Below are 19,146 nucleotides of genomic sequence, written 5' to 3'. Positions count from 1 at the left end.
TACTATATTTAATATTCATTAGAAAGATAGTAGTTGCATGGCGATAATGTCTAATCGCAAACATCATTCTGAATGCATCATGAATCTCTCAACCTCTGTTGCTATAGACAACGAAGTTTATATCAATGCTCATCAACGTCGAATGGCTATGTTTGCATTAATGACAGCTGTCACACTTGCAAGTCTCGATACAACGATAAGTAATACAGCACTTCCTCATATTGTGAAGGATTTACAAGTTGCTGAAGCTTCAGTGATTTGGGTAGCAAATGCTTATCAAATTGCAATGATTGCTACACTATTACCCTTTTCAGCTTTAGGTGAATCAATTGGTTATCGACGCATCTATATTGATGGTCTAATCCTATTTTGTATAGCATCTCTCATTTGTGGACTTGCAACATCTCTAGATGGATTGGTCTTTGGTCGAGTACTTCAAGGGATTGGCGCAGCAGCCATCATGAGTGTAAATACGGCCTTTATACGGCATATTTATCCGCTTAAACGGTTAGGTCGAGGTTTAAGCCTAAATGCCTTAGTGGTTGCGGTAGGTTTTGCATTAGGACCATTATTTGCTTCGATTATTTTATCGTTTACGACTTGGCACTGGTTGTTCTTATTGAACCTGCCAGTCGGATTAATTGCACTTATTTTATCCGTGCATTATCTACCTTTTGTAAAAGGGCAGGCTTTACGCTTTGATATTTTATCAGGTGTACTGTGTACTGCTTTTCTGGGGCTGTTCACTTTTAGTTTGTGTTCATTTGAAAACCCAGATGATATCTCTAAAACAGTGATGTCAATGATACTGAGTATAGCTTGCCTATTGGGTTTGCTTAAATTACAAGCCAATCATTCTGCACCCATTCTTTCCATTGATTTATTACGTATTCCGATTATTGGTTTGTCCTCATTGACATCGATCAGTGCTTTTGCAACACAAGCATTGGCCTTTATTTCACTACCTTTTCTTTTTCAAAATACTCTAGGGATCTCACTCATCAGTATAGGCTTTCTACTGCCCGCGTGGCCTATTGTTGTTGCGGTCATGGCAGTCGTAGTGAGTCCATTAAGTGATCGATTTTCTGCGGGCATTCTCTGTAGCCTCGGATTATTCATACTCAGTTTAGGAATGTGGTCTTTAACAACGTTATCACTAAGCCCTGAGTCCTTTTCCATTGTGTGGCGTTTGACGGTCTGTGGGCTTGGATTCGGCTTATTCCAAGCACCGAATATGAAAGCAATCATGAGTAATGCACCGACACATAGAAGTGGCGGAGCCAGTGGCATCGTTGCAGTTTCTCGATTATTAGGACAAACCTGTGGCGCTGCATTAGTGGCTCAATGTTTTCATATATGGAATCAGGATGGACCTGAAATCGCAATATGGTTGGGGAGTATCTGTGCAGCTTTAGGTTGTATTTTTAGCTTACATCGTTTGAAAAAACCAAAAATGAATTAATAGATTATTTTATATAAGAGTTATCTAATGAATTTTCCACTTCCTTTGTTTTCAAAAGAGTTTTTAATCCAGCAAAAGAGACGTGTAGATGCAGAGTTTGAAAATTACTGTAATTTGAACCTAAATATCAACATCTCTCGTGGCATTCCATCCCAATTACAACTTGGACTTTCGCAGACTTTATTAGATCAGCCGTTGATAGAACCCTACCTTAATGAAGATGGTTTAGACTGCCGAAATTATGGAGGTCATCAAGGATTAATTGAACTTCGTCGTTTATTTTCATCATTTATAGGTTTGCCAGCTGAGCAAATCGTGGCACATGCTCCTTCTAGTTTGGCTTTGATGTATGAATGTGTCGTTCAAGCATGGCTGTTTGGCACACCCGATAGTGAAAAGCCTTGGTGTAATGAAGAACAGGGTATCGCATTTATTTGTGCAGTTCCCGGCTATGATCGACATTTTGCAATCTGCGAACATTTGGGTATCCGAATGATTTCAGTGGCTATGCTTGACGATGGGCCAGATATCGAAGCTATTAAGATATTGGTTGCAAATGATGCGTCTATTAAAGGGATGTGGTGTGTGCCAAAGTATAGTAATCCAACAGGAACTGTATATTCGAATGATGTCATAGATGCTTTAGCTTCCATGCCGACAGCAGCAAAAGATTTTAGGCTGTTTTGGGATAATGCTTATATGGTTCATGACATTGGTGAAACGGAGAAAGAAATCAAAAATATTTATCATGCATGTGTTCAATACAATCATGAAAACCGTGCTCTGATATTTGCATCAACATCTAAAATGACATTACCCGGACATGGTATTGCATTTCTAGCTGGGTCTAAAGCCAATATAAATTGGTGGTTAAAAGCGGCGTCTATTCGTAATGTTGGGCCAGATAAAGTGAATCAGCTTAAACAATTCCGTTTTTTAAAAGATGCTTCTCATATTAAACTCCTCATGCAAGAACATCGTAAAGTTTTAAAACCCAAGTTTGATATGATCCATGATATTTTTGGCTCTAAGCTTAGCCCATATGGAATTGCTGATTGGACTCGTCCGAACGGAGGCTATTTTATTAGTTTGAATGTGATTTCTGGTACGGCCAAAAAAATAGTTGAACTTGCAAAACAAGCAGGAATTATTTTTTCAACCCCGGGGGCTTGTTTTCCATATGGCATAGACCCTGAAGATGCTCAGCTTAGGATTGCACCATCATATCCAGAGTTAGATGAATTAAAGCTAACAATAGAAATTATTGCGACGTGTATTGAAAAAGCAAGTTGGGATTATCTTATTCAAATGAGAGACTAATTTATTCGACTTAATTTAAAAAAGCCTGCTTGATGACAGGCTTTTTTATTTTTTAACATTGAATCATATTAAATTTATTTTGTTTTAATTTTTTAACAATAATTAAAATTATTCAATTGGTTATGTTGTATATTGGCGAAATAATGCTGCTGCTAATATTCCTGCTGCAATCGCCAACAGTGGTTTTTTAGATACTAACATCAGGATTAATGTCGTGAGCAATGCTAAACGTGCGCCATGATCACCTTCAATAGCGATTGGTGCTAAAAGTGCCACGAGTACAGATCCAGACATCGCATTAATGAATCGTTGTACCCGATCACTAATCGGAACATAGGACATAATCAGAACACCACCCCAACGCGTGGCTAATGTCACAATGGCCATAATAGAAATAATAATCAACGTATAAGTGGTGCTAATTTCTACATTCATGCTTATTTCTCTTTCCAGAAAATTCCTACGATTCCACCCACTAAGGCACCTACAACAACATGACTGTTTTCGGGTAAATACCAATAAGCCAATAATGAACTACAAGCTGCGGCTGTCCAGATGATGAGTATTCTCAGATTTTTTTGACCACCTACAACCATGGAGAGTAGGAAACAGGCCATTACCATATCTAATCCCAGCAATGTTGGATTGTGTATAACATTGCCAAAATATAAACCAAGCCCAGTGCCCAAAATCCAAGCAAGCCAGAGGGCAATGCCTCCACCAAACAGAAGCCCTATACCTGATTCCCCACGATTAAATGCTTGTAAGGAAAGTGCCCAATTCGCATCAGAAATGACCAGTAAAATACTGTATCGTTTAATAGGAGGTAAATGGCGAAGCCAAGGATAAAGAGATGCCCCCATTAATAGATGTCGAGCATTAATAAAAAAAACAGTGACCATTAAGGGGATGAGCGATATTTTTTCACCCCAAAGATCTAGAGTGGCGAATTGTGATGCGCCCGCAAAGACAAATGTACTCATCGACATAATCGTGCTGTTGTCGAGTCCAACTTGGGTTGCTGCTAATCCAAAGGCAGCACCGAAAATTGCCACAAAACATGAAATTGGCAGAAGACTCTTAAAACCTGACCAAATTTCAGCAGAATTTAATGAATAAGTATTCTGTTCGATATGATGCACCATGATTTCCTTAGCTATTTAAATGGTTTGTGGGGGGTATTAAAGAGGGATAGGCTGTTTACAAAGCTGAAAAGCAACATTTAATGTGCCTTCAGATGAATTATGAATTTAAAGATTAGTAAAGAAAAGCGCATAATTTTCTTATATACTATTCGAAAATCGAATAAATAATCGCAAGCATGAATCTACAAAACTTACAGATTGATTGGCTCAAATGTTTTGTCACAGTTGTGGATACAGGTTCTCTTTCAAGTGCGGCACCTGAGCTATACCGTTCACAATCAGCGGTCAGCATGCAATTAAAAAAATTAGAAGCAGCTTTAGAATGTCAACTTTTGATTCGGACTCATAGACAAATTCAGCTTACGTCTGAAGGACAAATTCTTTTAGGTTATGCACGGCGTATATTAGATTTGCATCATGAAACACAAATGGCATTTCATAGTGAAGAATTAACAGGTCGGATTAGACTTGGTGTACCCGATGACTATGCAGCAAAATATTTAACTCCTGTACTTAAGCGTTTTGCACCTCGTTATAGTGGGGTTGAAATAGAATTGATTTGTGAACAATCTACTTCATTAATCCCGCGTGTTGAAAATGGGGAGATAGACTTAGCATTAATTTCAAGAGATAACGTTCGTCAAGGTACCTTATTGTTCCATGAACCTATGGTTTGGGTTGGTTCGCCACAATTTGAATTATGGCGTGAAGATCCGATACCAATTGCCGTTTATGAGAGTACAAGTTTAGCCAAAAAAAGTGCAATCAACTCACTTGCATTGCAAGGTCGTCGATATCGTGTAGTTTATAATAGTTCAAGTCTAATTGGACAAATTGCAGCGGTTGAAAGTGGGTTGGCTGTAGCTGTCTTTACTCAATGTAGTGCACCTAAACATTTAGAGATTTTGGGAGCAGAGCATGGATTAGGCCCATTAGAGCCCATGGAAACCTCTGTTTATCGAAGTCGAGCATCTTTGAATTCAAAAGCGGTTGATCATTTATATGACCTTTTAGTGAAGACTCTAAGACAATCAATTGCTTATTAAAAAAATAGCTTTGTTGCACAAACCTACCGTTAACAAATTATTTGACAATATAATTTTCAAATGAATAAGCCTACCCCTAAAATTTACCGTACTCTCAACTGCTCTTCATACAACTCAGCTCTCTTTTATCGTGGAAATATTGCCGTTCGGTTTGATTCCCAAGCTCAATGGTATGTGCAAATAACTGATAAACAAGGTCGAAATCAAATTTACTCTGACACAGCAATCTAATGTTGTTTAGTGATTAAATCCTTATTCCATCTGTCTTTACGTATGGTCACTAGCTTTGTTCAAAGTCTCATCCAAATATGAAAATGCTAATAAAAGGTAGAGGAAGTCATCTAGGAATTTAAATAATTAGCTTCATAAGACGTATTTAAAATTGATTACATAAAAGTTCATTGTTGGGAACTAAAAGTAGAAGTGGTACTCATGATGGTTACTAAAACCTTAGAATTGTTAATAATAAATATGTAAAACAATATATTACAATTTTATATGATGCGTACCATACGCATCATATATATTTTCTCCTATTTTGATATAATTGATCTGATCAGTCCATTGATAGGTTTCATTCAAATCTCATGAGTCTTACTGAAATTAAAGTTCGCCAAGCTCATTGCAAGGAAAAAACTTGTTTTTTATCCGATGAGGATGGACTTAGTCTAAAAATTGAACCCAATGGAAGAAAATCTTGGAGTTATCGCTATACCGATCCAAAAACCAAGAAACGCCGCCGAATTCAATTAGGGCTTTATCCGGATTTATCGCTGAAAAAGGCACGACAAGTCAGAGATGATTTTAGAGACAATAATTTCTGTTTTGAAAATGAGACTGTTTCCAATTTAATTACCTTTCGTCAGGTCGGAGAGGAGTGGCTACAGTTCAAACTTAAAAATGCTTTCAATGATTTACCACGCTGTGGTGTTCTCCAGTTAGCAGAAAAATGTTTACAACAAGATATTTATCCGGATCTACAGGATTTCTCTTTTCAAGACATTAAGCGCTATGACCTAGTTTCGATAATTAGAAAAATAGAGTCACGTCAAGTCAAAGAACCTGTCAAAAAAGCTTGTAGTTATTTGAACCAAATTTATGACTATGCTGTCGCCATGGGTTATTGCGAATTCAATATCGCGCATGGTTTAAATAAAATTGCTGTTAATAATAAAATCAAAAAGAACTACCCTTATTTAAAAGCGCAAGATATCTCAGATTTTATGTATAAATTACAAAAGTTGGATGCGCATCCCATCATTAAAAAAGCACTCATGTTTAAATTGCATACGGGGGTGCGAGGAGCAGAATTGTTATTGGCTGAACCTCATCATTTTGATTTAAAAGATAAAATATGGCGGATTCCAGCCCTACATATTAAACAGTTTCGACGTAAAGTTATCCTGGGGCATGAAATTCCAGATTTTTTAGTTCCACTTTCAGATCAGGCTTTAGAGATTTTAAAAGATGCTATGCAATGGTCATTGGGTGAAAAATTCATTTTTGCTAGTCCACGAAAGCAGAATCACCCGATTCATTTTAATACATTAAATATGGCTATACGTAAGATGGGGTATGGCAAACATCAACTTTCTTCCCATGGATTACGTTCTACCTTCAGTACTATTTTGAATGACTCCGGTTTGTTCCAAGATAATTGGATTGAGGCACAACTTTCACATATTGATAAGAATCGTACACGTGCCAGCTATAATCATGCTGATTATTTAATTCAACGAACTGAAATGATGCAGTGGTGGGGAGATTATTTAAGTACTGTTCAGTGATAATTTTATATTTATATAAGTTATTTTAAATTAATAATAAAATATTTAAATAATGTTGTAAGTGCTTTCGTAATGAAAATTACTGTTCGTGCAGTTATACCTTACATAAGGTGTTTATTTTTTTGTTATTTTGACGGATTCTTACTGAATTAAATTTGATTCTAATAAATTTTTGTATAAAAAAAATGTATTCCATACAGCTTAGGCTAATTGATAGACGCTATCTGGAAAGAATGAAAGAAAATATTTTTTAATTTCTGCTAATTCAGTTAATTGAGGCTCATTTTCTAATAATTGAAATGTCCAAACAAGTACGGCTTGGTGATTATCATAACAAGAATTAACACCAAGAAAGCATGCCATTCCAAAACCCTTATTGATGTTTATTTCTTTAATCAATTGATTTCCTAAATCACGAGCTTGCTGGCTGATCAATAACTCATCTGGCATCACAGTAGGGTATCTCCACAAAATAATCGAATGCTGGTTCAATCCTTATATTTAAAAAGTTATAATCTAATTGAAATTGATAAACTATACTTTCTAAAAGATATAATAACCTGCTGTAGGTTAAATTTAGCAAAGTATTACTTGGCCAACAACTAAAAATAACCCACAGCAGGTTATTTTTTGTAATTAAATCTATATATGATTACTTGTAAGTTATCCAGCCTAATGGGCGATCGAAAAATTTTAAAATTAAGTGATGTGGTGCATGCAACAGGAATCAATCGGAATACGCTCACTAATATGTATTATGACCGAGCTGTACGTATTGAATTGCCTGTTGCTGATAAGTTGTGTAAATACTTTAACTGTACGATGAATGAATTATTTGAATATACAGAAGAGATTGAAGAAAAAGATTAAGTTTACTTTACCAGGGAAAACTTCACATCGTATTTACAACCAGTTTTCATAAAAAATAAATTATGTGTTTAGCACGTTTTTTTTGGAATTAATCTAATGGCAGGGTATTTTCTTTATCGAAGATAATAATTTGGAACTTACCCGATACACAATAGCAGTAACTATTGAGGGTAAGTTCCATTTAGTATAAATCGCATATAAGGAACTATGACTTCACTGCAATTTATAAAGATATCTTATGCTAACCTTACATTTTCTACAATCATTTATGCCTTTGTCCTTTGTGAAAGGGGCCGTAAATGAACAGAATGCTTTCTAGAAAAATCTGTCCAAATTAGTTCTAATGAGGAATCTGATGATCAGGAGAGAGGAGATTTAGCAAATTTTAGCCTTTCATCGCACTAATTAAACACCTTGTTTATTAGCTATTTTAGCTAACTTTAGGGTGTCTAAAAATTGCTAACTTTTCTGTTCAACAAATTCATCAGAATTCAACGACGCTTTAAACTCTTTTTGTATCCGCAATTTGGGTAGCGATTGCAACCTAAAAATGCTCCATAAGGTCCGCTAGTTATTTTCCTGAGTCTGCCTTGCCCACATTTTGGACACAACCATTCAGGTGGGATGTCATGATTGATCGATCTATGTTCGTCCTGAGGTATATCAATAAATTCCTTAAAATTAGGATTTTGGGTAATTTCTTCAAGAAAAACTGAACCACGTTCGCCAATTAAATAAGCTTTTTCCTTTGCACGAGTCAGTGCAACATAGAACAAACGGCGTTCTTCCGCAAAAGCATGTGTTTCTGGCTGTGGTAAGACTAAGTTTAGTAATGGATCATCTTCTTTTTCAGCAGGGAATGCGCTACCACCACTATTTAAGCCTAGAAGAATGACATAGTCTGCTTGTAAGCCTTTGGAAGAATGGATGGTTTTAAACTCAAAAGTACAATTTCTAAGAAATGGCAAAATACTGTCTAAATTCGGTTTGTGGTGTTTATAGCGACCCAAAATATAAATAGATTTTTTCCTGCCTGAACCAGTATTGGCATTATTGATTTCCATAATGGTTTTAATCAGGTATTCATTAATTTCCTGATTCTTAGTGGAGAAGTTTATTTCGACTACTTTACGGCTGGTCTGATCAACAGCATTGACCACTTTTTGAAGCTGGGATTTATTTTTTTGGATAAAGCCACTAGCGACATTGGCAATACCCTGATTTGAGCGGAATGTCTGAGTAAGTTGAGTTTGTTTTGTGTAGCCAAAGACCTTTTCAAATTGAGTAAAAATACTGATGTCCGAGCCTGCAAAACGGTATATAGCTTGCCAATCATCCCCAACACAAAACAGTTTTGCTTCTGGTACCTGATTCAATAAGGACAGAATGAGTCTGGCTCTAGCTTGAGATGTATCCTGAAACTCATCAACTATAATAAGTTTGAAAGGGCTTTGGTATTTCATTTCATTAATTAACTGAGCAGACTCAATTAGCAGGTCATCGAAGTCGTATTCATTGTTATTTTTCAAGAACTGTTCATATTTTTGGTAAACCTTAGAAAATAACTGTAAAAAAAGACTTTCGCGTAGGGTGAGGGATGTTCTGGCTAATAGGCTGGTAATATTGGCTTGATTTGACTTGTAATGACTTAAAAAGCTGGCATAAAGATCATTAGCATCAAATTCATAAATAGACTGTGCCTTGGCGTTAATCTCAGCGAGACTACGTGGCTTAAATGCTTGTCCCCTTGATTTCAGCTCATGTTCCAATTTCTTAAAAATAGTACCTGTAATAAATTCATGAAAGGTTGTACTGATTAAATCAGTTTTATACTTTTGATGAGTTTCTGACTTCCATTTCATGTCATCCAGATATTTTTGCCCAAAATGTGCGGGTGTTTTACCATGCTGGTCTACAGCATAATGTTCTAGATATAGATTTATTTCAGGAAGGTAAAAATCAGGCTTATATTGGCGGTGAGCTTCATCGGCTGTTTCATGCTCGTAGTTTCTTTCGTACTGATAAGGAATTCCTTGGCTATATAACCAGTTGGCTATTGCTTTTTCGCCATGGGATTTAACAATCTCTCCTTGATAGGTTTCGAAACCATCTTTAAATCTGTCAAATGATCTTTTCTGTGCCTTCTCCCAATCATTTCTGGTCTTAAAAGCGAAAGGTGATAATGGTGGTCTTAAATAAGCTGTTTTAAATAAACGGTACTTCTCCTGAAAGTCAGGGTCTGTTTCTAATAATTGTTGAATAATCCGATTCAGGAGGGCTCGAGGATTTCCTGCATCGTTGGATACAGATGGGCTTTTACCAGTAGCTTTCCCAATAATTTTGACACCAAATTTATGGAAATTAAGTGCTTCAACACTAGTATTAAACTGGGTGAGAATATCATTTAGCCTAAAGCTAATGCGTTCACTCAGTTCCTCGCCTGCATTTTTATTGAATGCCAGAACAAGAATCTCTTCTGGTTTATAGAGCCCAGTTAATAGGGCGTATCCCACTTTCCCAACAATCGTGGATGTTTTCCCCGAACCCGCTGCAGCAACCAATAGGTTGCGGTCTTCGAAGATGATGGAGGAAACCCGTTGTTCATTAGTTAAGGGGGTACTTTCTACCTGATCAAAAAATTTCTTATGAGTTTTTAATTCACTTTCAACGAAGCGCTTATTTTGGGCATCAATAGAGTAGTTTGCCTGAATCGATAACTCAATAAATTGTCGAAGTTGTTCAAACTGATTTTGTAGTACAGGCTCAAATTCCAAATAGCTATCCCTTTGAATGAGGCTGCTAAATTGTTCTACTAAGGCTTTTGATCTTTGTGATAAGTCTGATCTGAACAGGTTGCATAGATGATAGGATAGGTAAATACTTTGTTGGATAAAATTTTGGTATTCGAGTAAGAATGGTTTTAAAGTTTCCTTAATTTTTTCAGCATTTCTTTTATTTCTTAGGAATTCTGCATCATTATGAAGTTTGATTTGAAACTCTTCAGCCTGTGAATTGAATATACCTTTGAACTGAAAATTTTGATCGAGGGTTTTTAGTGTCAATGATGACCATACCCAACCTTTATGAATATGTGTTTCTAGCACTTGTTCTGGATTAAGCTTTATGTTTTTGGTATCCAGTTCGAGTATCAGCTCAGGAAAAGTATAATTAATTCGCCACTTGGTAGATCCTGCAAAGATGTAGCTGAGTAAACTTGGTCGTATATCCATAATAGCCTAAAATGAAAAAATGATTTTCTAATACTTAAAACTTCATAACTAATTATAAAGTTTACATAAATTTTATTCTGCCATTTTTGTTGGCATAACATCAGTGGATTAAATTATGTTATCTCTATTTTTGTAGATTAATATAATTGGTAGCGAGTTGATGAGGAGTTCTTTTGAACTTTGTCTTAGGTAATTTAGATAAATAATACTTATTTCATTTTTTATCATTTCGGTAGTTTGAAGCTCTCAGAGCTTGAAGTCATAATATCTGATATTGAACGTTCAATTGATGCTCGTAATCCATCAAATAGCTGAACTTCATTTGAGGTTCGAAGATAGATCAATATATTTTCACTCAAGGACTCTATGATTTCTTTAGGATTTCTAATTCTAAAGTGGTCGCTTTCAGCCAATTTAATGAGATGTGAAAGATCTGGAAATGCTTTACTACCAGCCAGTTTGAGTGCCATTTTATGATCAATTGAGTCATAGATCAGCGTATGCGTAATATCAAATGGTGGTGACACAAAAATACTCTTCATATCTGAGGTGTATTGCAGTGCAAAGTTTTTAAGGTGTGCATCACCATTGCCGATTAAACAGTTGAATACAATGTATTTATACATTTTCTCAACTTCAGCCACGCTACCAGTGTATAGATAGGTCGCTTTCAATAACTTTTCATAGCTACCGGTATATTTGGCATAAGGGTCATTTGACTTTTTCATGAGCGTCGCAAAGTCTTCATAGCCTAGTTTTGTACCATCACTGGATCTATCAAACCTTTCTACGACATATGTTTCTAAATTATCAGATAAGTAAGTCCGTGGAGGCTCAAGCCCACAATACTGTGCAGCCTGCATACAGACAAATTCATTAACGGTGAGTAATGGAAATTCAGACTCAAATGACTTTACAATCAAATCTCTTTGCTGAATTGTTTGATCGGTCTGAATAGTCTCTGCATTAGGAATACTGACTTTAGGTTGAATCCCAGCCAATGAAGTCCTGAGATAGTATTTATCTAAAAGCTGAGGAAAAAGGGGAGTATTGCTACGGTAGGATAAAATTTCATTTAGACTCAAGGATTCAACTTCAGGAAGATTTAGCTCACTTTTGTATGAGAGCATGCCGATGCCTTGATCTCCTTGAAGTGCCAATAAATACATGTCATTAACTTTGGCATATCTGGCAAGCTTTTCAGCAATAAATCTACGATTAACGCCTTCTGGTATATTCTGAGCAAATATTGGGTGAATTGAGTCTGATGAATACCCATCCATGCCTTTTTGGGTCATGGTGAGTGACACATGTTGTTGTTCTTGTGTTGGTTGATAGTGGTGCACTGAACCATAGGTCAATACGCCTAATTCAGTCTGATTAGCATAGACTGTGATATTGGTAATTTTTGTAGGAAGATTACTCGAAATATTCATTCATCCTCCTCAGCAAACATATTTTCAATCTCATCCCAATGGGGCAGTGTGTGTTGCTTTGCAGATACATCAAACTGTAACTCAACAGCATCAATTACACGTTCAAATATGTCAAAAGAACCCGTAAAGCGTCCATTCTCAATCTCTGAAATTGTGGTCTTATTGATTCGAGTCAATTCGGATAACTTTTGTTGCGTATAACCAAGGGATTTACGCGCTATACGCACTTTTTTGCCAATTTCAGCTCTGCTTGCCATAGTATTTTGATTAGAATATATTAGCCATATGGCTAATATATTCTATATAAGATATATAAAGTTATCTATATAGCTAACATATTAAAGGTTATATAACAAAAAAAATGTCCTGCACGAAAGTACGTTAAATCCATCAACTTTGGCTAGAAGCAGAGCTACTTGAATACTATTCATTTTAAAAGAGTAAAAACATCATCAAAAAAATCCCTTCACAGTTTTTGCCTTTTTCGGTTATGAAAATAAGTTTTAATTTACTGTTCCCAGCACAGGAATCAATTTTGGTCCAGCCATCCTCGCTTTGCTGATAATTTCCACCAACTCCTCGTAAGTCAGTTCAAACTTATCTTCACTATCAAAAACATAAACCATGTTCTTGCCTTCAAGTTCAGTCGGTGTCGGTGGCACAAATCGTTTCGGGATTAAGATCTGAGCCAGTTGTTCGTCAGTAAGTTTAAATAAGTGCATGTTTTATCCTATTCTTGGTAAGTCAGACCATTTTGTTAAATATGATGGTGATCTAAGGTTTTGATTCATATGCCATGAGGCTTCTTGACTGTTGGCAATACCTAACGTGAGGAGATTCTTCCCAAATCTTTCACTGATGGCTTCGATTGCATCTGAAAGTTTTTCGCGTTCTTGCTTGTGTGAATAGTCAGTGAATAAGTCGGGTACAAACTTTGATTTATCTGTAATTTCAAGCAGCACGATTCCCGTCTTTTTATACTTAAAACCCTTCTTAAAAATCTGATCGATACCTTTCATCGCGGCTTTGGTAATTTGCAGTAAATCATCTGTATGTTCGTGCATCTGAACGACGATATAGGGCGAGTAGCGCTGAGTCTTATCAAATCGACTGGTTTGAATATAAACCCCAATCATCTTGCAGATTGAACCATCATCTCGCATTCGCTTTACGGCTCTGGCTACATAGAGTCGTACCGAAGCTTTAATATCATCCACTTCATACACAGGGGTGCCGTATGAGCGACTACTGATGATTTGCTTCTTCGCTACTGCATCGTCAGTCAGATCGATACAGGAAAGGCCCTGTAACTCAAGCACAGTCTTTTCCATCACGACACTGAACTGCTTTTTAATTTCTTTAGGATTGGCATTGATGAGATCCAAAACAGATTGGATGCCCATAGCATTGAGCTTCTTACAGTTTTGTCTACCGACACCCCAGACCTCAGACACATCAACTTGCGCGAGTAGTGTCTCAGTAGAACATGGATCCGTATGCACTAGATTACATACACCATTGAAGAATTTATTCTTCTTGGCGAGATGATTGGCAATTTTGGCTTCGGTTTTCGAGCGGCCAATCCCAATACAGCAGGGTAGGCCCAACCACTGAAATGCCTTTATTCTCATATCTTGCGCGTATTCAGTGAGATCGAATAAGTGTTCATAGGCTGTTAGCTTTAGAAAGCACTCATCAATCGAATAGACCTCTTGTTCTCCTGGTGCTACATGGCCACCAAGCAGTTCCATAAATCGTCTGGACATTTCCCGATACAAAGAGAAATTACTCGATAAAACCTGAATGTTGTGTTGTTTGATCAGATCCTGAATTTGAAATACAGGAACACCCATTTTGATGCCTAGATCTTTGGCCTCTTGGCTTCTAGCTACAGCACAACCGTCATTGTTACTGAGCACAATGGTCGGGCGATCATTTAGGGCAGGATTAAACACACGTTCACACGAGACGTAGCAATTATTCACGTCGACTAACGCGAATATCTCATTTTCACTTTTCATTTTTATTCTTCTTTTTATGAGCGGTGATGAATACGTTTTAAGTTGAAAGTCACTACACCCCAGACAGATATCGTTTGGCTGTCATCGGGGATAATGTGATTGTAGTTAGAATTCTCGGCTTTTAACCAAAATTGTGGAAGCGGGTAGTCTTCGTCTCCAAAAAACTCTTTGATTTCAGACTTAAACATCTTGCTTGTAATCATTAACCGCTTAATGGTTGAAGCACTATTATCGATTAAGGCAACTACAATGTCGTAATGTTTAGCTTCGATGCTGCGATCGACAATGATCGGGTCATTGATTTCAAACCCTGCATCCAGCATGGATTCACTGTCTACATATGCAATGAATGTAGAAATAGGGTTATGAATCAGGAATTCATTGAGATCAAGCGCTTTGTCTTGTTCATCCTTGGTGCTGAAAGCGGGACCAGCAGGGATACGTTCTAAAGAGACTGGAATAGAAACTTTGGATTTTGGTAGTACTGCAGTAAGCCCCAATTTCTCGACAAGTTCATTTTGAACAGCGATTTGTTCTAGAACGGTATTGATTGTTGGGCTTGGCTTACCCTCTGGACCCATGAGCTCTTGTAAAGATGACCATGCGTCGTCAGAGAAGTAGATAGGCAACTTCTTAGACATGTGATACTCCTACGCTACGAGGCGTGTTTGGAAGTAGAATTTGTATAAATAGGATATTACTAACAGTGTTTAAAATTCAAATACAAAAAATTGTGAATAAACAAGGGCGCGTCAGAATAAGACGTTTTGTTTCTGCTCATCGCGTGGAAATGTGACGAATTCATCTGGCATTTGAAAGAAATATTCATGCGCGTGTTCATGATCAGCAGTCAGCCAATCTTTTCTGTACTGCTCTGGAATGACGATGATGGATCGTTTTTCATCCTTAGGTGCATGGAACTGCTTCATGAAGGGGTGATGATCTGAGTTAATGGTCAGCATAGAAAACGAGCGAACTTTATTCCCATCAATCACAGCATCATCATAGATCCCTGCAACCGTAAAAGGTTGATCATCTGCACGTTTGATGGTGTACCAATGTGGCTTCCCATTAATATATTTGGGTTCATAGAACTCCTGAACCGGCACCAAGCAAAACTTACTGTACTTCCATGCATGGCGAAAGCTTGGCTTATCCGCTACAGACTCTGACCGAGCATTATAAGTGTGGTTGCTAAATCGTAATTCTTTCGCCCAGCTCGGCAGTAATCCAAACTTTGCGATATCAAGTTCTAAGTGGTCAGCTCCATTCAGGATGATTGGGGCATGGTAAGAAGGGAATACATGATCCTTAATTTCTAGATCAAACTGACTGGTATCGACACCCAAGCGTGTCAAATTTCTTTTACTTGGAAATAGGTAATTTGAGCACATTGGGGAATCTATACCTCAATATATTGCATAGAATTATATGATACTTTCAAATCTAAAAGGTCGGCAAAGGTCTTTATAAAATGGCTCAACATATTTGATTAGGAGAGTGGTGGCAGTCCACTTTTTGCATAAACAAAGTGGGTTAATCTTAGTAGCTTAGTTAACCCGAATCCTGTTTAAGGCAATGATTCCATAATTTGAATTTTTGGTTTATTTCGTTAGGTTAATTGGTATGCGCATAACGTTGCGTAAATCCCACTTAGAAATCTATGAATACTACGTGCCTTACTCGTCACTAAATTGTATTGACCTTTCAATAAGCTGAATAACGTTTCTATTTTATTACGCTGTTTTAAATGATATTCATCTGATTCACAGAGTTGAACAGACAGCATATTCTTTCGATAATAGACAATAAAATCAATATCTTGAATTTTTAATTATTGGCTGATATAGCAACGATCCGCATAAAGTTTTGCTTCTAAACCATCAACTAAATGCTCTACCATTTTTATGTCAGCCACATGTCCATTAGACAAGGCAGAACAAGCGATTTCACCCAATTGATTCATCGCGATAAGCAATTTACAGCCATAAAACCAGCCGATCGAACTTTTACCACGTGATAGACTTTGTTGCACAAACCTATCTCTAAAGGCTTATTCCACAATATAATTTTGAGATGAATAAGCCTACACCTAAAATCTACCGTACAACCAATTGGTCCACATACAACTGAGCTCTCATTAATCGTGGGAATATTGCCATTTAGTTTGATTCCAAAACACAATGGTACGCCCAATCAAAAAGCAAACATGGTCGAAATCAAACTTACTCTGACACAGCCATCCAATGCTGCTTAATGATTAAAGCCATATTTCGACTTTCTTTACGTATGGTCACTGGCTTTGTACAAAGCCTGATTAAACTTTGCGGATTAGATTGGGCTGCACCAGATTACTCGACCATTTACAGAAGACAAACGCATATTGATATTCAAATTAACTATGAAAAGAGTTGCAATGGGCTGGATATAGTTTTTAAAGCTTTAGGCAACAAAGCCTAAAAAGGAACAAAAGTTCCTTTTCATTCAATGTGTTTGAATTTTGGTAATTATAAGAGATTGACTAGAGAACTAGAAAAAATCTTGCCTATACCGTTGCTTAGGGCACAGGCAAACAGCGTTGTATCTCAACAAAGCTTGGCAAACTGCTATGACCATCATCATGCACTGTCAGTTGTAGGGTATGCTGGCTTGCAGGTATACCACTGATACAACTGAGCTGCGCCACATAGTCGGTGCTGGCTTCGGCTACAGGTGCATGGACGGTGACTTGGCTTACCGCTTCACCCAATATCTGAGTCAGCTGACCATCAGATTCAGTAATAACTGCCAGTTCAGCATAAACACGCGCTAAGACACGGTTCATTGCCCATGACGTTTCATATTCTGGTCGGGTGTTAGCTAGAATTGGGGTTTTATCGAGTGCGATGAAACGAGCACCTTCAGCACTAAACTCAATCCGTGTTTCATAGCTGATGATCGAACCATGTACCCCTGATGCTGTTGGGGTCTGATAAGCAATCACCATATTCAAGTGACCTTCGCCATTTTGAGCGGTGGCAAAATTTGCATGCACAATATGATGTGAACTGATTTCATCAGGGACGGCTGCAAACCAAGTGATTAGGCTGTCGTGGTCATGGGCAAATAAATGATGCCCCCGATGACCTGACAATCTCACTTGGGGATGGAAGATGGACAGATGGCTATGCAGATCACCCACAGGGGCTTCGAGAAATGCAAACCAACGATGTGCCAAATGCAAAGCCATATACTGGCGTTGAAAATCAAGCATAAGGATAGCTACCCTGTTGTTGAATTGAGTCTAAAAGGGCATTCCCCCATGCAGTTGTTGGATGGGGGAAGTGGCTTAAATCTTGAGTGCGGTTGTTAATGTATCCAGTGCACGAAGACGGGCAGTTTCATTCGGCATCATGAGATTGATCATGACTTCATTGGTTCCATAATCTTGTGCAAGCTGACGCAGTTGCTGAGCCACTTGATCAGGTGTGCCCGAAATCAAACGCCCTTGATTACGTTCACGTATCGCCAGTTCACTGGCTGTCCATGTATGAGCAGCAGTGGTTTCAAGCGATGGCACACGATCAAAAGGATGTGCACTTTCTGCATAAATCAACCATAGATGAAAAGCATCGGCGAAGGCTTTGGCTTCCGCCTCCGTGTCACCGACTGCAACAAATACACATGCGACAACGGTCGGTTGTGCTGCAAAATGACGGGCTTTAAAGGCATCACGATAGGCATCGGCTGCGTTCGGTCCATCACTGCTAGGGTTGATGAAGTGTGCAAAAGTAAAACCTAAGCCCATTTCAGCGGCAAATTCTGCGGTAGAACCCGATGCACCGAGGACAAACGGTTGCAATTGGCTTTGGGTTTCGGGATGTGCACGCATTCCTGCATAACGTGAATTTTCAGGATGCTGTCCTGTAATAAAGCCCATCAAATCCGATACTTTTTGTCCGTAAGGAACTGATCTGCCTTTTTCCTCATTCAATGCCGCACCTGTTCGAGGGTCAGCACCAGGCGCACGCCCAATGCCCAAATCTACACGGTTTGGAAACAAGGATTCTAACAGTTGATAATTTTCAGCAATTTTCAAACTGCTATAGTTCGGCAATAACACTGCGCCAGAACCCACGCGAATGTTTTGAGTGGCAGAGGCAATTCGAGACATTAAAATTTCAGGTGAATTGCTGGCAGCCGCAGGCATACCATGATGTTCCGACACCCAATAACGATAAATCCCAAGTTGTTCAGCAGATTGCGCCAGACGCACACTGGCAGCCAAAGCATCACTGGCCATCAGACCTTCATCGACAGGGGCGTAATCTAAAATACTCAGTTGCAAGTTAGCATCAGACATGTTTTAAACTCCAATACGGTCATCATTTAGGCTTCAGGTTCAGGGCTTTGAGGCCACACCACTTGCAATGCGGTGCGGGTGATACGCCATTGACCATCAATACGTTGGTACTCGTCGTGATAGAGTCCGAGCAATAACAATGGATTTGGATCAGGCTTAGACGCTGTTTCGAAATCCACCAAATAACAACGACCTTCAGCACGGTCTGGGCCAGTCAGTTGAATCCAGTGATTGGCAATCACATGCATAAATGGGTAGTGACCACGATGATCACGGTCAAATAATGCAAAAGCATCTTGCAAACCTGCTTGAATCTCAGCGATGCCTTGCATTTTTCCGACAGTCACTTCGACCACGGCATCGGCTGAGAAAATTTGATCAAGATTGGCAATGTTGTTGCTGTCGAGATAATGCGAGTAAAGGGTGCGTAAGTTACGAATTTCTTCGTAATCAATCAGTTGTTGGATTTTTTCACTGTTCATGTTTT

The 19,146-nt window shown here is 38.1% G+C and carries 18 protein-coding genes and 3 pseudogenes; 7 read left to right on the top strand and 14 right to left on the bottom strand.

What is annotated here, in order from left to right:
- Positions 1-79 precede the first annotated feature (79 nt).
- Positions 80-1,462, top strand: a complete 1,383-nt coding sequence (locus E0H94_RS15645; RefSeq protein WP_131327346.1) for an MFS transporter — start codon at positions 80-82, stop codon at positions 1,460-1,462.
- A 27-nt stretch (positions 1,463-1,489) separates the two neighbouring features.
- Positions 1,490-2,782, top strand: a complete 1,293-nt coding sequence (locus E0H94_RS15640; protein ID WP_131327345.1) for an aminotransferase class I/II-fold pyridoxal phosphate-dependent enzyme — start codon at positions 1,490-1,492, stop codon at positions 2,780-2,782.
- A gap of 120 nt (positions 2,783-2,902) precedes the next feature.
- Here E0H94_RS15640 and E0H94_RS15635 read toward each other — a convergent pair whose 3' ends face one another.
- Both E0H94_RS15635 and E0H94_RS15630 read right to left on the bottom strand, forming a co-directional pair.
- Positions 2,903-3,217, bottom strand: coding sequence for an AzlD family protein (locus tag E0H94_RS15635; protein WP_131327344.1), 315 nt, complete (start codon positions 3,215-3,217; stop codon positions 2,903-2,905).
- 2 nt (positions 3,218-3,219) lie between these two features.
- Complete coding sequence (locus tag E0H94_RS15630; protein WP_264757563.1) at positions 3,220-3,927, bottom strand: AzlC family ABC transporter permease; 708 nt, start codon at positions 3,925-3,927, stop codon at positions 3,220-3,222.
- A gap of 176 nt (positions 3,928-4,103) precedes the next feature.
- On the opposite strand from E0H94_RS15630, the gene E0H94_RS15625 reads away from it, so the two are divergent.
- From E0H94_RS15625 to E0H94_RS15615, 3 genes and pseudogenes are all read left to right on the top strand, one after another.
- A complete protein-coding gene (locus E0H94_RS15625; RefSeq protein WP_131327343.1) occupies positions 4,104-4,973 on the top strand; it encodes a LysR family transcriptional regulator in 870 nt (289 codons plus the stop codon).
- A gap of 60 nt (positions 4,974-5,033) precedes the next feature.
- Positions 5,034-5,282 (top strand): annotated as a pseudogene (locus E0H94_RS15620) (transposase); the annotation flags it as partial.
- 278 nt (positions 5,283-5,560) lie between these two features.
- Entirely contained in the window at positions 5,561-6,760 is a 1,200-nt protein-coding gene (locus tag E0H94_RS15615) for a tyrosine-type recombinase/integrase (RefSeq protein ID WP_131327342.1), read from the top strand.
- Positions 6,761-6,961: 201 nt separating this feature from the next.
- On the opposite strand, the gene E0H94_RS15610 is transcribed toward E0H94_RS15615, so the two are convergent.
- On the bottom strand, positions 6,962-7,213 hold the full coding sequence (locus tag E0H94_RS15610; RefSeq protein ID WP_004882744.1) for a hypothetical protein: 252 nt from the start codon (positions 7,211-7,213) through the stop codon (positions 6,962-6,964).
- Positions 7,214-7,408: 195 nt separating this feature from the next.
- On the opposite strand from E0H94_RS15610, the gene E0H94_RS15605 reads away from it, so the two are divergent.
- Positions 7,409-7,630, top strand: coding sequence for a helix-turn-helix domain-containing protein (locus E0H94_RS15605; RefSeq protein WP_032019221.1), 222 nt, complete (start codon positions 7,409-7,411; stop codon positions 7,628-7,630).
- 491 nt (positions 7,631-8,121) lie between these two features.
- Here E0H94_RS15605 and E0H94_RS15600 read toward each other — a convergent pair whose 3' ends face one another.
- The 8 genes and pseudogenes from E0H94_RS15600 to E0H94_RS15565 all read right to left on the bottom strand — a co-directional run.
- A complete protein-coding gene (locus E0H94_RS15600; protein WP_131327341.1) occupies positions 8,122-10,860 on the bottom strand; it encodes a UvrD-helicase domain-containing protein in 2,739 nt (912 codons plus the stop codon).
- 224 nt (positions 10,861-11,084) lie between these two features.
- Entirely contained in the window at positions 11,085-12,296 is a 1,212-nt protein-coding gene (locus E0H94_RS15595) for a type II toxin-antitoxin system HipA family toxin (RefSeq protein WP_131327340.1), read from the bottom strand.
- On the bottom strand, positions 12,293-12,553 hold the full coding sequence (locus E0H94_RS15590; protein ID WP_131327339.1) for a helix-turn-helix domain-containing protein: 261 nt from the start codon (positions 12,551-12,553) through the stop codon (positions 12,293-12,295). Before E0H94_RS15590 ends, E0H94_RS15595 begins: the two co-directional genes overlap by 4 nt.
- Before the next feature lie 246 nt (positions 12,554-12,799).
- Complete coding sequence (locus E0H94_RS15585) at positions 12,800-13,018, bottom strand: hypothetical protein (RefSeq protein ID WP_131327338.1); 219 nt, start codon at positions 13,016-13,018, stop codon at positions 12,800-12,802.
- 3 nt (positions 13,019-13,021) lie between these two features.
- Positions 13,022-14,317, bottom strand: coding sequence for a Y-family DNA polymerase (locus E0H94_RS15580; protein WP_131327337.1), 1,296 nt, complete (start codon positions 14,315-14,317; stop codon positions 13,022-13,024).
- A gap of 14 nt (positions 14,318-14,331) precedes the next feature.
- Positions 14,332-14,958 (bottom strand): LexA family protein, encoded by a 627-nt coding sequence (locus tag E0H94_RS15575; protein WP_131327336.1) that lies wholly within the window; start codon positions 14,956-14,958, stop codon positions 14,332-14,334.
- Between the two features lie 111 nt (positions 14,959-15,069).
- Entirely contained in the window at positions 15,070-15,711 is a 642-nt protein-coding gene (locus E0H94_RS15570; RefSeq protein ID WP_131327335.1) for an SOS response-associated peptidase, read from the bottom strand.
- A 218-nt stretch (positions 15,712-15,929) separates the two neighbouring features.
- Positions 15,930-16,346: pseudogene (locus tag E0H94_RS15565) on the bottom strand (transposase); the annotation flags it as partial.
- 47 nt (positions 16,347-16,393) lie between these two features.
- Here E0H94_RS15565 and E0H94_RS15560 point away from each other — a divergent pair.
- Positions 16,394-16,771 (top strand): annotated as a pseudogene (locus tag E0H94_RS15560) (transposase); the annotation flags it as partial.
- Between the two features lie 103 nt (positions 16,772-16,874).
- Here E0H94_RS15560 and E0H94_RS15555 read toward each other — a convergent pair.
- The 3 genes from E0H94_RS15555 to E0H94_RS15545 form a co-directional block, all read right to left on the bottom strand.
- Positions 16,875-17,570 (bottom strand): hypothetical protein, encoded by a 696-nt coding sequence (locus E0H94_RS15555; protein ID WP_131327334.1) that lies wholly within the window; start codon positions 17,568-17,570, stop codon positions 16,875-16,877.
- A 75-nt stretch (positions 17,571-17,645) separates the two neighbouring features.
- Entirely contained in the window at positions 17,646-18,659 is a 1,014-nt protein-coding gene (locus tag E0H94_RS15550) for an LLM class flavin-dependent oxidoreductase (RefSeq protein WP_205679307.1), read from the bottom strand.
- A 26-nt stretch (positions 18,660-18,685) separates the two neighbouring features.
- A complete protein-coding gene (locus tag E0H94_RS15545; RefSeq protein ID WP_131327333.1) occupies positions 18,686-19,141 on the bottom strand; it encodes a nuclear transport factor 2 family protein in 456 nt (151 codons plus the stop codon).
- Between the last annotated feature and the right edge of the window lie 5 nt (positions 19,142-19,146).

The organism is Acinetobacter sp. ANC 4173, assembly GCF_004331255.1.
Taxonomy (GTDB): domain Bacteria; phylum Pseudomonadota; class Gammaproteobacteria; order Pseudomonadales; family Moraxellaceae; genus Acinetobacter.
The sequence above is the reverse complement of the archived record's forward strand: the minus strand, read 5'-3'. Positions and strand labels throughout refer to the sequence as shown.

What these genes read in the sequence shown, in the direction of transcription:
- E0H94_RS15645 (WP_131327346.1), top strand. Translation starts at nt 80, where the DNA reads ATGAATCTCTCAACCTCTGTTGCTATAGACAACGAAGTTTATATCAAT.
- E0H94_RS15640 (WP_131327345.1), top strand. Translation starts at nt 1,490, where the DNA reads ATGAATTTTCCACTTCCTTTGTTTTCAAAAGAGTTTTTAATCCAGCAA.
- E0H94_RS15635 (WP_131327344.1), bottom strand. Translation starts at nt 3,217, where the DNA reads ATGAATGTAGAAATTAGCACCACTTATACGTTGATTATTATTTCTATT.
- E0H94_RS15630 (WP_264757563.1), bottom strand. Translation starts at nt 3,927, where the DNA reads ATGGTGCATCATATCGAACAGAATACTTATTCATTAAATTCTGCTGAA.
- E0H94_RS15625 (WP_131327343.1), top strand. Translation starts at nt 4,104, where the DNA reads ATGAATCTACAAAACTTACAGATTGATTGGCTCAAATGTTTTGTCACA.
- E0H94_RS15615 (WP_131327342.1), top strand. Translation starts at nt 5,561, where the DNA reads ATGAGTCTTACTGAAATTAAAGTTCGCCAAGCTCATTGCAAGGAAAAA.
- E0H94_RS15605 (WP_032019221.1), top strand. Translation starts at nt 7,409, where the DNA reads ATGATTACTTGTAAGTTATCCAGCCTAATGGGCGATCGAAAAATTTTA.
- E0H94_RS15600 (WP_131327341.1), bottom strand. Translation starts at nt 10,860, where the DNA reads ATGGATATACGACCAAGTTTACTCAGCTACATCTTTGCAGGATCTACC.
- E0H94_RS15595 (WP_131327340.1), bottom strand. Translation starts at nt 12,296, where the DNA reads ATGAATATTTCGAGTAATCTTCCTACAAAAATTACCAATATCACAGTC.
- E0H94_RS15590 (WP_131327339.1), bottom strand. Translation starts at nt 12,553, where the DNA reads ATGGCAAGCAGAGCTGAAATTGGCAAAAAAGTGCGTATAGCGCGTAAA.
- E0H94_RS15585 (WP_131327338.1), bottom strand. Translation starts at nt 13,018, where the DNA reads ATGCACTTATTTAAACTTACTGACGAACAACTGGCTCAGATCTTAATC.
- E0H94_RS15580 (WP_131327337.1), bottom strand. Translation starts at nt 14,317, where the DNA reads ATGAAAAGTGAAAATGAGATATTCGCGTTAGTCGACGTGAATAATTGC.
- E0H94_RS15575 (WP_131327336.1), bottom strand. Translation starts at nt 14,958, where the DNA reads ATGTCTAAGAAGTTGCCTATCTACTTCTCTGACGACGCATGGTCATCT.
- E0H94_RS15570 (WP_131327335.1), bottom strand. Translation starts at nt 15,711, where the DNA reads ATGTGCTCAAATTACCTATTTCCAAGTAAAAGAAATTTGACACGCTTG.
- E0H94_RS15555 (WP_131327334.1), bottom strand. Translation starts at nt 17,570, where the DNA reads ATGCTTGATTTTCAACGCCAGTATATGGCTTTGCATTTGGCACATCGT.
- E0H94_RS15550 (WP_205679307.1), bottom strand. Translation starts at nt 18,659, where the DNA reads ATGTCTGATGCTAACTTGCAACTGAGTATTTTAGATTACGCCCCTGTC.
- E0H94_RS15545 (WP_131327333.1), bottom strand. Translation starts at nt 19,141, where the DNA reads ATGAACAGTGAAAAAATCCAACAACTGATTGATTACGAAGAAATTCGT.